Below are 14,009 nucleotides of genomic sequence, written 5' to 3'. Positions count from 1 at the left end.
TTTTGCCTTGAAAAGTTTGCCAAAACAGTATTTCCACTCATGCGTTATCCAATCAAGTGCCACTCATGAAGCGTAAAACATTTTTATCATGGCTCGGCTTATTAGCCATAAATACACCAGAGCCGTTTAATACCGATCAACCTATGATACCGGAACAGTTGCTCTTTCAGGATGACGGAACGATCCCAAACAGCAAGTTCCCGTTATTGCTATATCGTAACGCTTTTACCGCCCGCGACGATGAAGGCGCTTCCTGGCTGGAACAGCATTTTGCTACCCACAACTGGACAAACTCCTGGCGCAACGGCGTTTATCCTTTTCATCATTACCATAGCACCTCCCATGAAGTTTTAGGGGTTTATAGCGGCTCGGCGCTGCTGCACCTCGGTGGTGAAAAAGGCCGTAAGGTAAAAGTGGAGGCCGGTGACATTATCGTTATTCCGGCAGGGGTAGGGCATAAAAACCTCGGCAGCGACAACCTCGGCATTGTAGGCGCTTATGAAGACGGCCGCAGCTGGGATATCAACAAAGGGCTGCCCGGCGAGCGGCCCAAGACTGATGAGAACATAGCCGCACTGCCCATACCCAAAACAGATCCGTTTACCGGGAAATCAGGCGGGTTAATAACTATCTGGAAAAGGTAACGGTTGCAAATGATCTTCAGGCTCCCAGGCAATTGATAGGGGGGCTTTTTACCGCCCAGTCACCAATTCTGTATATCCCTCAACTTACTTTTTGGCGGCCTTCCGCTAAGCTATTAGGCTACAATAATACCTCCCTCAGCAGCTATCAAGGCCATTAGTTAGTAATGGGAGAATGGAGCGCAATATGGGCATAAATATGTTTAATCGTTTAAACAGATAATTCACATTCTACGATTTAACCAAGCATTTTTTGGCTATTTTGGGTGATTAGTCAGTCAATTTTGAGAGTTTCGATACGGGAAGAGTATTCCAATTTTTAATAATAAATGCTATTACAGCTTATTTCAAATATTAACTGCAAAGATATTTTATGGATATATTTTCATTTTGTTCTTGTTTGTTTAAACGATTAAGCTTATTCTTGTAAAGAAGTAACTTACTTCACAAACCAATTACCAGTTTTTGAAGCCTTAATTACTTTATACCAGCTATAAAGTAATTAATTGATAAACCTAAAAGTCAAAACAATGAAAAAACTACTATTTACGCTTTCGGCCATCGCGCTGATGTTGAACTGTTACGGCCAGCAGCCGGGTAAATTTAACGGCCTGGATATGAACATGGGCACGCTGTCAAAACTGTCAGATGCCAAAACGCGGTCTATAAGCCCTGAAAATTTCACCGGTGGTAAGGGCAAAGGCGGCATGGCCGATCCTGTAGCAGATAAAGGCAAGCGCAACGTAGCCAACGCGGCCAACGCAGCGCGTGACCTTGGCCAGGGCTGGAAAGTGAACCCCTTTATTATTATTAACCCTGGAGAAACAATAACGATAGCAGAGATGGAAGGCCCGGGAGCCGTTCAGCATATCTGGATGACACCTACCGGTAACTGGCAGTATTCTATCCTCCGGGTTTATTGGGATGATGAAAAGGAGCCGTCTATAGAATCGCCTGTAGGCGCCTTCTTTGGAATGGGCTGGAACAGTTATGCGCCGTTAAACTCGCTGGCGGTAACGGTTAACCCTGGCAGTGCCTTTAACTGCTACTGGAAAATGCCTTTCAGAAAGAAATGTAAGATCACAATGGAAAACATTGATGAGAAAGCCATGAGCCTGTACTACCAGGTAGATTATACACTAACCGAAGTAGGAGAAGAAGAAGGTTACCTGCACGCGCAGTACCGGAGATCAAACCCGAACGTAACTTCTGTATACACAATACTTGACGGAATAAAAGGAAAAGGGCAGTATGTGGGTGTTTATATGGGCCTGGGCGCTACCAACAACGGCTGGTGGGGCGAAGGAGAGATCAAGTTCTATATGGACGGTGATTCTAAATTCCCTACTATAATAGGCACCGGAACGGAAGATTATTTCTGCGGTTCGTATGATTTTGATACCCGCAAGAAAAACGCAGCAGGAGTAGAAGAGGTGAACTATACCGAATACTCCACACCGTATGCGGGTTTGCACCAGGTGATCAGAGGGGATACGCATTACCAGGTGATGCAACGCTTCGGGATGTATCGCTGGCATATTCAGGACCCCATCCGCTTTGACAGCGATCTGAAGGTAACCATTCAGGACCTTGGCTGGCGTTCGGGCGGGCGGTACCTTGCCCAAAAGTCAGATATTATGTCGGTTGCATTCTGGTACCAGCGCGAGCCGCATGCCCGCTTCCCTAAGCTACCTGTAAAAGATGGATTGGAAATCAATTAAATAATATTTAGGCCGGTTTTGCTGCATCAGCAATGATAATTCGGCAACGCTATAGCAATTTGTAAATGTTTCCAATTTTAAAAGCAGTAAATCAAAAAAGATGAAAATTAAAAGTTTAGTGATCATTGTTATGGCTGTAATGCTCTTTGTTGCATGTAATCACAAAAAAGATAATAAAGAAAAGACGCAGAGTGAAATGGAAAAATATAATAAAGGGACTTTTGGTTACGATGCAGAATTTTTAAGTGGTAAAGGCAAAATTATCACTCTAAAAAATGAAGCGGGAAATGCACAATTAATAGTTTCGCCTAAATACCAGGGTAAGGTTTTTACTTCGACAGCGGAGGGAAATGAAGGGAAAAGTTTTGGATGGGTCAACTATAAAGCTTTTGATTCTACCGACCCTCACATGAATGGTTATGGCAGCGAAGACAGGCTTTGGCTTGGCCCCGAAGGTGGAAAATTTTCTATCTTTTTTAAGCCGGGTGCAAAAATGGAATTTGATAACTGGCATACCCCTCCGGCTTTTGATTCTGAAAGCTGGGAATTGGATTCAGCTACTAATAAAACTGTATCCATGTCAAAAGACATGTCTTTGCAGAACTATGCCGGAACGGTGTTAAAAATAAAAATAACCCGGAATGTGCAAATATTTGAAAATGCAGATATAGAAAAAGCACTAAATATAAAACTGGGCAGTAATGTAAAATCAGTAGGTTTCCAAACAGATAATACATTAATAAACGCAGGCGATATAGCCTGGACACAACAAACAGGTGCGCCTTGCCTTTGGAACCTTGATATGTTCCCGCCATCTCCTGAAACCGTTATAATAGTTCCTTATAATGAAAGTGTTTCCGGAAAAGTAGCTACAACAGATTATTTTGGACAAATACCGCCAGATAGGGTAACCTATAAAAATGGTATCCTGCTTTTTAAGGCAGATGGTAAATCCAGGGGTAAATTAGGTATCCCTCCGCATAGGGCAAAACCTGTAAATGGTAGTTATGATGCTAAAAACAATGTGCTTACCATTACCTCATTTGGTGTAGATAATAAGGGAACCTACCTTAACCAGGAATGGACACCGGATAAAGACCCCTTGACCGGCGATGCTGTAAATGCATACAATGATGGCCCGCTCCAAAATGGCAGCCAAATGGGGCCTTTCTATGAAATTGAAAGCGTTTCGCCTGCTGCTTTTTTAAAACCGAAAGAGAAGCTGAACCATAAGCATAGTGTTTTTCATTTTATTGGTAATAAGGAAGAACTTAACCTGATAGCCGAAAAAGTATTAGGCATTTCGTTGAGCCAAATAGAATCAGCATTTAATAACAAGAAAATATAAAATTGAATTTTATGAGTAATTACCCTAAAATAGGTATACGCCCTATAATTGACGGTCGTTTAGGCGGCGTACGCGAGTCGCTTGAGGAAACTACTATGAACATGGCAAAAGCTGTGTCAGAATTTTTTAAGAGCGAACTTAAGTACCCTGATGGAACGCCTGTTGAATGTGTAATAGCTGATACTTGTATTGGCGGAGTGAAGGAAGCGGCTAACTGCGCTAAGAAATTCGAATCAGAAAATGTAGGTGTTTCTCTTTCTGTAACCCCTTGCTGGTGTTACGGCACCGAAACGATGGATATGAACCCGCTAATTCCAAAAGCTATCTGGGGTTTTAATGGAACAGAGCGCCCCGGAGCTGTATACCTGGCCGCTACCCTTGCAGGGCATAATCAAAAAGGCTTGCCTGCCTTTGGTATATATGGAAAAGACGTACAAGAGATGGGCGATTCAACTATTCCTGCGGATGTGCAGGAGAAGCTGATCCGTTTTGCAAAGGCAGGTTTAGCCGTGGCCATTATGAGGGGTAAGTCTTATTTAGCTATAGGATCGGTTTCTATGGGGATTGCCGGATCTATGATTGATGCTGATTTCTTTCAAACTTATTTGGGCATGCGTAACGAATATGTTGATTCGTCTGAAGTGTTAAGAAGAATAGAGCTCAATATATTTGATAAGGAAGAATACGAAAAAGCACTTGCCTGGACAAAAGAGAATTGCCGCGAAGGCGAAGATTTTAATTTGCCCGAAAAGCAAAGGAAGCGTGATCAAAAGGATAAGGACTGGGAGTTTGTAGTTAAAATGACAATCATTATCCGGGACCTGATGATCGGGAACAAAAAATTAGAAGATATAGGTTTTGCAGAAGAAGCTCATGGCCATAACGCTATAGTATCAGGCTTTCAGGGCCAGCGCCAATGGACTGATTTTTTACCTAATGGTGATTTTGCCGAAGCAATTTTAAATTCATCATTTGACTGGAACGGCATACGTGCGCCTTTTATGGTTGCAACAGAAAATGACTCGCTAAATGGTGTTTCAATGTTGTTTAATTATCTGTTAACCAATACGGCACAAATATTTGCAGATGTAAGAACTTATTGGAGCCCGGAATCAGTAGAGGGTGTCTCTGGCTGGAAACCTGATGGAAAAGCACAAAACGGATTTATTCATTTGATCAACTCCGGTTCGGCCACGCTTGATGGTACCGGAAGGCAAACTGCTGACGGGCGGCCGGTGATGAAACCGTTTTGGGAAATATCAGATGAAGAAAAGCAAGCTTGTTTAGATGCTACAACCTGGTATCCGGCAAACACCGGATACTTCAGAGGCGGGGGATATTCGTCTAAATTTCTTACAAAGGGAGACATGCCCGTTACTATGTGCCGGTTAAACCTCATTAAAGGGATTGGCCCGGTACTGCAAATAGCAGAAGGCTGGACAATTGACATACCCGGAAACGTACACCAAATACTCGACGAGCGGACTGATAGGACCTGGCCTACAACCTGGTTTGTTCCGCGTTTAACAGGTGAGGGGGCTTTTAGAGATGTATATTCTGTAATGGCTAACTGGGGCGCAAACCATGGCGCTATAAGTTATGGCCATATAGGCGCCGATCTTATTACGCTTGCATCTATGTTACGTATCCCGGTTTGTATGCATAATGTTGACGATAAGCAATTTTTCAGGCCATCTGCCTGGAGTGCATTCGGAATGGATACTGAAGGTGCTGACTATAGGGCATGTAACGTTTACGGTTCTCTTTATAAATAGAATAGCATTAGTGATTGTGGCCGCTATTATAGAATTTAATCTAACTTTATAAACAAACTTATAACTCTTATACCCCGAATGAAGAAAAAAGTCTCTCTTAAAGATATAGCCCAGGCAGCCGGGGTATCTACAGCGCTGGTTTCTTATGTGTTAAATAATAAGGAAAAAGAAGCAAGGGTAGGAAAAGAGATAGCATCAGTTATAAGAGAAATAGCTAAGAAGCTCGACTATCAACCCAATTTGCTTGCTAAAAGTTTAAAAAGCGGCAAATCTCATACTATCGGACTTATTGTAGCGGATATTTCAAATCAATTTTTCGCGAACATTGCCCGTACCATAGAAGATGAAGCAAAAAAAAATAATTATACTGTAATTTTTGGAAGCTCTGATGAAAACCCGGAAAAATCATGGGACCTGATAAGTGTTTTAATAAACAGGCAGGTTGATGGATTTATTATAGCCCCTACAGAAAACTCGGAAAGGCAGATCGAGTACCTCAATTCGCAAAATATCCCATTTGTTTTAATAGACAGATATTTTCCGGGTATTCAATCCAGCTATGTGGCTACAGACAACTACCAGGCCTCTTATGAAGCCGTACTTCATTTAATAAAAACAGGGCATGATAAAATTGGGATGATAGCCTATAAAAACAATTTAGTCCATATTAAAGAAAGAAAACGGGGATATACACAAGCACTGGCAGATAATAATTTATTATCAGAAGTGTCTTTGATAAAAGAGGTAGATTTTAATAATATTACCGAGGATATTGAAATAAATATTAAGGAACTGCTATTTAATAAGCCCCCTGTTAACGCCATATTCTTTGCAACCAACACGCTTGCTTTACACGGGTTGAAGGTTATAAATAAACTTAATTATAAAATACCTGATGATTTGGCTGTTGTTTGTTTTGACGAAGGTGATGCATTTGATTTTTTTTATTCCCCATTAACATTTGTAGATCAGCCTATTGTAGAAGTAGGCAAAGAAGCCGTTCGTATTCTTATAGATCAGATCACTAATAAGAACATTAATCCAAGGCAGGTATCCATTAGTTCAAGATTGGTAATAAGGAAATCTTCAGGGGCTTAATTGTCAATATATAATATCATTAAATATGAATTTGAAGTTAAAAGATAAAGTAATTATTGTTACAGGTGGGGCAAGTGGAATTGGGGAAGCTGTCAGTAAAAAGCTATCGGAAGAAGGAGCTATACCCTGTATCATAGATAATAATGAAAAAAAGCTAACCATTATTGGAAAAGAATTAGAAGGACGCGGGGCAAACTTTTTTTATAGCGTAACAGAACTAACAGATGTTTCCTCCTGCAAAAAGGCTATTGACCAGATATTAGCGAAATATAAAAAAATTGATGGCTTAGTTAATAATGCCGGAGTTAATGATGGCGTAAGTTTAGAAGGGGGGAGTTATGCTGATTTTATAAATTCATTAGAAAGAAACGTAGGTCATTATTTTACACTTGCAAATCTTTCTTTACCGGCTTTAAAAGAATCAAAGGGTTCAATAGTAAATATTTGTTCCAAGACAGCACTTACAGGGCAGGGGGGAACATCCGGATATGCCGCAGCTAACGGAGAACGGCTTGCATTAACTAAAGAATGGGCTGCAGAATTGTTTCCCGCGGGTATAAGTGTAAACGCTGTGGTTGTGGCCGAATGCTGGACGCCTCAATATGCAACCTGGATTAATCAACAATTAAACCCACAGGAAAAGTTAAAAGAAATTACATCTAAAATCCCTTTTGAAAACAGGATGACCACTCCAAATGAAATTGCTGATACTGTATTATTCTTACTATCCGGGGTATCACCAATTAACGGGCAGTTTTTATATGTTGATGGAGGGTATTTACATTTAGACAGATCATTAACAGTGCTTGCCTAACGTATAAGTGCCTTGTAATTAATCTGCAAACCGTATACTAACCCGGCAAAATGCTGCGTTATCAATATACACCAATGCTATTTCTACCGCTGTTTCTACTGTTTATTCCTAAATAACGTTTATGGAAACGATCATGATACAAGAGCCGGATGCTGCCATTTTAAAACGGCTTACCGCTGCTTTAGAAATGGAAGGCTTCCGGGTTTACAGCCTAACCGATTATAAAGAAAATATCCTGGAAATGATCCGGCGGCATCGCCCAAAACTGGTTTTATTAGATCGCCGGTTCAGCAATTATTCAGGTAAACAAATTTCTCATTGGATCAAGGCGCATTTCCCGCGTTTGCCGTTGATCGCTTTCGGTTGTGATAACCCTATTGACCAGGAATACGACAGGTATGGCTTTGATGATTATGTTAAAAAGCCATTTGATTTGAACGCGTTTTATCAGGTGATCAAAAGATATTTGCCCAAACGAAGAAAAATGACGTGAGCCGGTTAGCCGGTTAATGTTTCTGTTTTTTATTTCCGCCGCTTGCTTACTGGTCGCTTTGTAGTTTAATTGTTTTTGATTTATTAACATCACTTAAATTGAAACCTATGAATGATACGTTGTTTGCACAGGAATTTGCAAAAGAATTAGAGGCCGAATCGCCGGCCAGTATTAAATGCCTGGAACGCATACCACCAGAACTGTTTAGCTGGAAACCGCATGAAAAATCTATGGAATTAGGTTATCTGGCCCTCCTCGTGGCCGAAATTCCGCTATGGGTCACCTATATCATCAGGCAATCAGAAATTGACTTTGCCACTTTCCAGCATCTGAAAGCGCAGACCACACAGGACCTGGTAGATCATTTTAAAAATAACGTGACCGAAGCTAAGGAAGCGCTGTTAAATGTGAAGGAAGGGGAACTGGCAGAAATGTTTTATCTCAAAGCCAACGGGCAGGAATTGTTCAAATCGCCTAAAAAAGAACAGGTGGAATCAACTATTAACCATCTGGTGCATCACCGCGGACAGCTAACGGTTTATATGCGGCTGAATGATATTGCGGTGCCATCTATTTACGGGCCTTCGGCGGATGATAAGAGTTTTACACCGACTAGTCATAGCTAACGGGATATTCCCATCTTGCAAAGGAGTGTAGCTATCAACAAACCAGGTTTGTAAAATATCAGTTCCTGAAGTTCTGGGTGATCATCAACCCGTAGATACCGCCATCTTCAATACCGATACCTAACCTGCCAAAGGTTGGATTGAGAATATTTGAGCGGTGCCCCGGTGAGTTCATTAAGCCTTTATGGGCGATAGCCAGCGTTTGGGCCAGCGCCAGATTTTCTCCGGCGGTTAAAAATTGGATGCCGTCTGCCCTCATTCTGCCGAACGGATTGATCCCTTCGGGCGTGTAATGAGAAAAATATCCTCTGGCAAACATATCCACGGAGTGTTTTCGTGCTACTATCGTCAGTTCAGGATCCGCTTTCAGCAATTTTAAGCCTCTTTGAACCCTTTCCCTGTTAACCAGCACCAGCATTGCTGCCTCTACATCAGGCCTTACTCTTGGGTTTTTAACGCTGAACGGCAGGTCTACAGGTTTTTCCTTACTTACCTCTACGCTGTTCGCCGGGATCACATGGCTCAATGCCTCACTAAAAACAGGCGACAACTTAGCATCCAGCCAGCTAACCTTATCCGAAAGCCGGTCTGCCAGTTTACTGCTCCTGGTTTGTTTTGATATGCTGTTATTGAATGGCATCAACAGCAATAACCCCGATAATAAAGCTGTCCAGATCAATCCGTTGATGATTCCGGGTATTATTCCAAAAACTTTGTTGATCACCAGTTTATGTGCATGACCGGGAGTTTTATATAAGATAACATTGATGATCAGATCAAAGAGTAATTTAGATATGATGACAGCCAGGATAAAGGAAAGCGGCGTTGCCCAGATGCCTGTTGCCGGAAAAAACCTTAGCATCAGCTTGCTGATAAAAGTATAGGTGTTAAACCCCATGATCAGGCTGCCTGTCCAGGATAGCAGGCCAAGAGCGGATAGTATAAACCCCTGGCTGTAATTTTCCCAGATGCATAGCAGCATAACCACGATCAAAAGCAGATCGATGTAATTCATATAAAGAGAATGCTAAAACCAAATTTACACTGTTCAATTTCAGATAACGAAAGAACATTTTTGTAAATATATCTTTTTCTCTTTTTTACAAAGTACAGTAGCGGTGCCTATATATGTTTATATGTAACCAACAACTTGCTTAATATATCATTATTGCTTATCAGTAAGCACACTTCACTTTAAGATAAGTTTTCTTACGGTAGACCTCGCGGCGTCCGTAAAATATATGGTCCTTTCATCTTTTGATAGCGCGAGTTTAAATGCCTGCACGTTAGCTTGCGAGCCTACGCCGTCCCCAGATCCGGAAAAGTCAATATTTGGCCCAACCAGAAATTGCTTTTTCCCGTTTGAAATAGCTTCTATTCTGCCGCGGTTAACAATGTAAATTGTTCGGCTGTCTTTTGTTGCAACCATGCTTGATACGCTATTTAGGTCAAGGTCACGATAAATGCGTGTAAATACACCACTTGGGGTAAGTTTAAAGATATACCGGTTTTGAACCACAAAGTATTTTACACCATTATACGCGCAATACATATTAGCAAAGGTAGAAGTTCCACGATTTTCCATTGCAAATGAATCAACCGGCGGAACATATCTGTTTGCGCCTATCACACCATTCCTTATTTCAAGATCTTCCATAAACGGCGTATACTGGCTTGAGTGTTGCACTACACGGCGCGCGCCACAAGTTTTAAGATAATTGCTGTATGGGTCAAAAGCAATACTAAGATATTTATAGTCCCAGTAGTTATCTGTTCTGGTGGCCGGAGTAATAACCTGTCCGTCGGGCTTAATTATCCAAAATGGATGTGGTGTTTTATCTAAATATTGCACTTCCTGCAATACGGTCATGGTTCCATCTTTTGCAATGAAAATTCCCTCTGGAAATTGAAGCGTTTCGCCATCGGTGTTGGGGGGAATGGTAACGGTAGATACTACATTACTTGTATTTATCTTACGAATACTATTATTGATCCTGTCGGTAACGTATAAGCTCCCGTCTTCTGCTATACTAATATCATGGGGCGAATAAAATCTGGCCTGGTTGCCAGGCCCGTCAACGTTAGCTTGTTGAAAGGCCTGGCCCGCTATAGTGATCACTGTTAACGGCTGGTAAGTAGTGGTTGCTAATGTCGTTTGGTCGGCGTTTAACTGACTGTTCATTACTGGTTGTTCAGTCTTTTTACAGGCGGCAACCGTTAGCATAGCGCATACAGTTACAAAGATGTAAAAGTGCTTTTTCATAAGAGGTAATTTTGGGTTTTCAAGCAAAATTACGAATGCATATAATCAGGCAGCTACACGTTTTTAGAACAATTGCAGCCTTGTTTGAGGGTTATGCCTGCGCCAATTCCTGATGCCAGTTTTCTAATGACCATTCGGGCCCTTGTATTGCCGGTTAAGATGTGTTAAGCTAAAATAAACTCGCCTGTTCGGTTGCCGGCCCTTGTAATTCCTGCAGGTAGGTGCGTATCATGGTAATAAGTTCAGGGCCGTACTGTGTCGCTTTATGCACCCCAACGCCTTTGATACTCCCCAATGCTTTAAGCGTCGGCGGCAATTTTTCTGCGATTGAGGCCAGCGTTTTCTCTGTGAAGATCATGTTGGGCATAACATTCTGTTTCAAGGAAGCCTGTTCGCGCCAGCTAATCATTTGCTCATATAGTTTTTCATTCGGCTTAGCATTCAATGCTTTCAGGTAAGATTGGTCATGAGCGCCTATTTTATTCTTTATCAGTTCTAAATAAGCAGTTGTAGTAAAAGGATGGAGTGCAAAATATTCCATCAGATGAATGCGGTTCATGAGCCAGATAATGAGCTGATCAGCTTTGGCGGCAGCGGTCTTTGATTGACCGATGATGCTGGGTAATTGCCTGTGCAAGTCTTCAACAGTTATGCGGAGCTTATCAAGGAAATAACCGGCCGCTTGCTGGCTACGCGCTGCTTTTAATTGCCGGGTGAATTTTTCAGCTACACTTATGATATTCTTTTCCAGATCGGGCAGGAGGGTTTCAAAGCCCTGGAGCCTGGTTTGCAGCGGCCCGAAATTGAATAACTCTCCCAGCAAGAATTGCCTGTATAGTTCTTTATCATGCTCCAGTCGTTCCCTATCTGGCTGCAATACCCTGGCCTGTTCATTAAAGCGGGTAACCGCCGGGTCGCCAATTATGTTATGCGCGGCTATCGGGTTACGCAAAACCATACCTGATAAGCTGCGGCAGCGGCTTAAGGCTACATAAGCCTGGCCATGAGCAAAGGATTCAGACACATCAATGATTGCTTTATCAAAACTTAATCCCTGGCTTTTATGTATGGTAATTGACCAGGCAAGTTTTAAAGGGATCTGTGCAAAACTGCCGGAATTGGTTTCATTAATGGCTTCACCTTCCAACTGGTATTTAATATTGGTCCACTCCAATGCTTCAACCGCGATTTCTTTATCGTCCCGGCCGCATCTTACAAAAACCGTATTTTCTGTAATGTGGCTTACGGTTCCTATCTTTCCATTGTAGTATAATTTTTCGGCCGAACTATCATTCTTAACAAACATTACCTGCGCGCCAATTTTAAGCTTTAGGCTGATATCTGTTGGATAAGCATCTTTCGGGAAATCGCCCCGAACACTGGCTGTAAATTCATAATCCTGTCCCGGCAATGCCTCCAGGTATTCGTTATTGATTTGCTGGGCTATACTATTATGGGTGGTCAGCGTGATATAGGGTTCTTCAACTGTGGGCCGGAAATCCGGCTGATACCTTGCATTTAACACCTCCAGACCGGCCGCGCTGATGGTTTGATTACGCACCTCATTCAGGATATCAACAAATGCCTGTTCTTTTTGGCGGAATACATGATCCAGCTCAATACGCACATAAGGCGCTTTTTGCATGACCTGGCTGCTGAAAAAATATGGCGTGGTATAATAAGGCCTGAGTATGCTCCATTCATCATCCCTAATAATTGGGCTTAATTGTGACAAGTCGCCGATTAACAATAGTTGGACACCGCCAAAAGGATATTGTGAGCCTTTTACATTCCGCAGAATGAGATCGATCTGATCCAACACATCCGGCCTCACCATACTTACTTCATCGATGACCAGCAGTTCCAGGTGGGCCAGCAAATTTTTTTTCTCGTCGCTGTAATGAATTTCTGGCCGGCCGGTGCCTGAAGGAATGACCGGTGCGAAAGAAAGCTGGAAAAAGGAGTGGATGGTCATGCCACCCGCATTTATTGCTGCTACACCTGTGGGTGCCACAACAGCCAGCCTTTTTTGAGAAACATGCCGCAGATTTTGCAAAAAAGTAGTTTTACCCGTACCCGCTTTGCCGGTAAGAAAAACCACAGTGTTCGTACTTTCTAAATAATCATAAGCCAGCTGCATCGCGGGGTTCATCTCTGCCATCTTATTTGCAATATTACGAGGATCATACAAAATTCCGGCTTTTGTGGAAAATCTCCTGGCTGTCAGAAATTGCGGTGGTGGTTTCGCCGCCCGAGCGAAAGGGGTGGTTTCAGTACTTAATCACAGCAGAATACCCATATTACCCGTGTTAGAGAAACAGGGACAATCGCCATGTTAGCGTCTGCTTTCTACAGTGTATACAAAACTATCTGCTTTATAGTAACCCAGGTTATATTCAATCGGGCGTTCGCCCTGGTCAAATACAAACCGCTTACGAAACAGTACCGGGCTGCCGTTTGCTATCCTTAATTTACTGGCAATAATACTATCAGCTGCATGGGCGCTTATCTCTTCTTTTGAAAGGGTAGCCACGGTAGAGTATTGCATTTCCAGCATTTCGTAAAGAGGATTTTTAAAATCCTCATCACCGGTAAGCCCAATACGGGGATGAAAATAGGAAATAAAGTAAACAAAAGGGTCGTCAGACGTGCCGCGCACCCTTTCCATCTTCAATACTTTTCTATCTTTTTTTATCTCGAAGAAATTAGCCAGGATCTCATCCGGATAAACCCAGGTAATATGCAGTTCAAAGTTTTTGATGGTAATACCCCGCAGTTTCATTTCCTGCGAAAAGCTAAGCCAGTTATTTGATTTGGAGCTTACTATTGCATGGTTAACTTTTGTGCCGGTGCGTTTTTTACGGATCAGTAAGCCTTCATACACCAATTTGTTTATTGCCTGGCGTAATGTAGTGCGTGATATGGCCAGCACTTTGGCCAATTCCACCTCATTTGGTAACAGCTTTCCGTTTTGATACTCCTCTTCGGCTATCATCTTTCTTAAAAGCTCTTCGGCTTGTATATGCAGCGGAACAGGACTTTTATGATCAATAGAATATTTCATGCAATGTAATATATACAATGATAATAAAATTTCATTCATAAGTACAACTGTACATACATATGATATTTGTAAAATAGGCTCTATGTATCAAATAGTGTGGTTTTTACACTAACAAATTTATTTTTTAATTTATTTGGCATTGTTAAATTTGTTCATATGTTTGTAC

At 41.9% G+C, this 14,009-nt stretch carries 12 protein-coding genes; 8 read left to right on the top strand and 4 right to left on the bottom strand.

Going from position 1 to position 14,009, the window contains the following annotated elements; translation table 11 throughout:
• Nucleotides 1–65 precede the first annotated feature (65 nt).
• The 8 genes from WC743_RS06935 to WC743_RS06900 all read left to right on the top strand — a co-directional run bounded on the left by WC743_RS06935 (nucleotide 66) and on the right by WC743_RS06900 (nucleotide 8,516).
• Nucleotides 66–644, top strand: a complete 579-nt coding sequence (locus tag WC743_RS06935; RefSeq protein WP_373011149.1) for a cupin domain-containing protein — start codon at nucleotides 66–68, stop codon at nucleotides 642–644.
• Nucleotides 645–1,171: 527 nt separating this feature from the next.
• Nucleotides 1,172–2,362 (top strand): glycoside hydrolase family 172 protein, encoded by a 1,191-nt coding sequence (locus tag WC743_RS06930; protein WP_373011148.1) that lies wholly within the window; start codon nucleotides 1,172–1,174, stop codon nucleotides 2,360–2,362.
• 100 nt (nucleotides 2,363–2,462) lie between these two features.
• On the top strand, nucleotides 2,463–3,710 hold the full coding sequence (locus WC743_RS06925) for a DUF6786 family protein (protein ID WP_373011146.1): 1,248 nt from the start codon (nucleotides 2,463–2,465) through the stop codon (nucleotides 3,708–3,710).
• Between the two features lie 11 nt (nucleotides 3,711–3,721).
• Nucleotides 3,722–5,485, top strand: coding sequence for an L-fucose isomerase (locus tag WC743_RS06920; RefSeq protein ID WP_373011145.1), 1,764 nt, complete (start codon nucleotides 3,722–3,724; stop codon nucleotides 5,483–5,485).
• A gap of 78 nt (nucleotides 5,486–5,563) precedes the next feature.
• Nucleotides 5,564–6,583, top strand: a complete 1,020-nt coding sequence (locus WC743_RS06915; protein WP_373011144.1) for a LacI family DNA-binding transcriptional regulator — start codon at nucleotides 5,564–5,566, stop codon at nucleotides 6,581–6,583.
• A gap of 25 nt (nucleotides 6,584–6,608) precedes the next feature.
• Complete coding sequence (locus WC743_RS06910) at nucleotides 6,609–7,397, top strand: SDR family oxidoreductase (RefSeq protein ID WP_373011143.1); 789 nt, start codon at nucleotides 6,609–6,611, stop codon at nucleotides 7,395–7,397.
• A gap of 121 nt (nucleotides 7,398–7,518) precedes the next feature.
• Nucleotides 7,519–7,890: a response regulator gene (locus WC743_RS06905; RefSeq protein WP_373011142.1), complete on the top strand. Its 372-nt coding sequence runs from the start codon at nucleotides 7,519–7,521 to the stop codon at nucleotides 7,888–7,890.
• A 107-nt stretch (nucleotides 7,891–7,997) separates the two neighbouring features.
• Nucleotides 7,998–8,516 (top strand): DinB family protein, encoded by a 519-nt coding sequence (locus WC743_RS06900; protein ID WP_373011140.1) that lies wholly within the window; start codon nucleotides 7,998–8,000, stop codon nucleotides 8,514–8,516.
• A gap of 58 nt (nucleotides 8,517–8,574) precedes the next feature.
• On the opposite strand, the gene WC743_RS06895 is transcribed toward WC743_RS06900, so the two are convergent.
• From WC743_RS06895 to WC743_RS06880, 4 genes are all read right to left on the bottom strand, one after another.
• A complete protein-coding gene (locus tag WC743_RS06895; RefSeq protein ID WP_373011139.1) occupies nucleotides 8,575–9,531 on the bottom strand; it encodes a CvpA family protein in 957 nt (318 codons plus the stop codon).
• A gap of 174 nt (nucleotides 9,532–9,705) precedes the next feature.
• Entirely contained in the window at nucleotides 9,706–10,779 is a 1,074-nt protein-coding gene (locus WC743_RS06890; RefSeq protein WP_373011138.1) for a hypothetical protein, read from the bottom strand.
• A 169-nt stretch (nucleotides 10,780–10,948) separates the two neighbouring features.
• Entirely contained in the window at nucleotides 10,949–12,940 is a 1,992-nt protein-coding gene (locus WC743_RS06885; protein ID WP_373011137.1) for an HRDC domain-containing protein, read from the bottom strand.
• A 174-nt stretch (nucleotides 12,941–13,114) separates the two neighbouring features.
• A complete protein-coding gene (locus tag WC743_RS06880; RefSeq protein WP_373011135.1) occupies nucleotides 13,115–13,843 on the bottom strand; it encodes a GntR family transcriptional regulator in 729 nt (242 codons plus the stop codon).
• Nucleotides 13,844–14,009: the final 166 nt, after the last annotated feature.

It is taken from the genome of Mucilaginibacter sp. (assembly GCF_041660805.1).
In the GTDB taxonomy this organism is placed as follows: domain Bacteria; phylum Bacteroidota; class Bacteroidia; order Sphingobacteriales; family Sphingobacteriaceae; genus Mucilaginibacter.
Note: the sequence above shows the minus strand (reverse complement) of the source record. Positions and strands in the feature narration are given on the sequence as shown.

Coding starts and splice junctions, on each gene's coding strand:
- WC743_RS06935 (WP_373011149.1), top strand. CDS start 66: ATGAAGCGTAAAACATTTTTATCATGGCTCGGCTTATTAGCCATAAAT.
- WC743_RS06930 (WP_373011148.1), top strand. CDS start 1,172: ATGAAAAAACTACTATTTACGCTTTCGGCCATCGCGCTGATGTTGAAC.
- WC743_RS06925 (WP_373011146.1), top strand. CDS start 2,463: ATGAAAATTAAAAGTTTAGTGATCATTGTTATGGCTGTAATGCTCTTT.
- WC743_RS06920 (WP_373011145.1), top strand. CDS start 3,722: ATGAGTAATTACCCTAAAATAGGTATACGCCCTATAATTGACGGTCGT.
- WC743_RS06915 (WP_373011144.1), top strand. CDS start 5,564: ATGAAGAAAAAAGTCTCTCTTAAAGATATAGCCCAGGCAGCCGGGGTA.
- WC743_RS06910 (WP_373011143.1), top strand. CDS start 6,609: ATGAATTTGAAGTTAAAAGATAAAGTAATTATTGTTACAGGTGGGGCA.
- WC743_RS06905 (WP_373011142.1), top strand. CDS start 7,519: ATGGAAACGATCATGATACAAGAGCCGGATGCTGCCATTTTAAAACGG.
- WC743_RS06900 (WP_373011140.1), top strand. CDS start 7,998: ATGAATGATACGTTGTTTGCACAGGAATTTGCAAAAGAATTAGAGGCC.
- WC743_RS06895 (WP_373011139.1), bottom strand. CDS start 9,531: ATGAATTACATCGATCTGCTTTTGATCGTGGTTATGCTGCTATGCATC.
- WC743_RS06890 (WP_373011138.1), bottom strand. CDS start 10,779: ATGAAAAAGCACTTTTACATCTTTGTAACTGTATGCGCTATGCTAACG.
- WC743_RS06885 (WP_373011137.1), bottom strand. CDS start 12,940: ATGGCAGAGATGAACCCCGCGATGCAGCTGGCTTATGATTATTTAGAA.
- WC743_RS06880 (WP_373011135.1), bottom strand. CDS start 13,843: ATGAAATATTCTATTGATCATAAAAGTCCTGTTCCGCTGCATATACAA.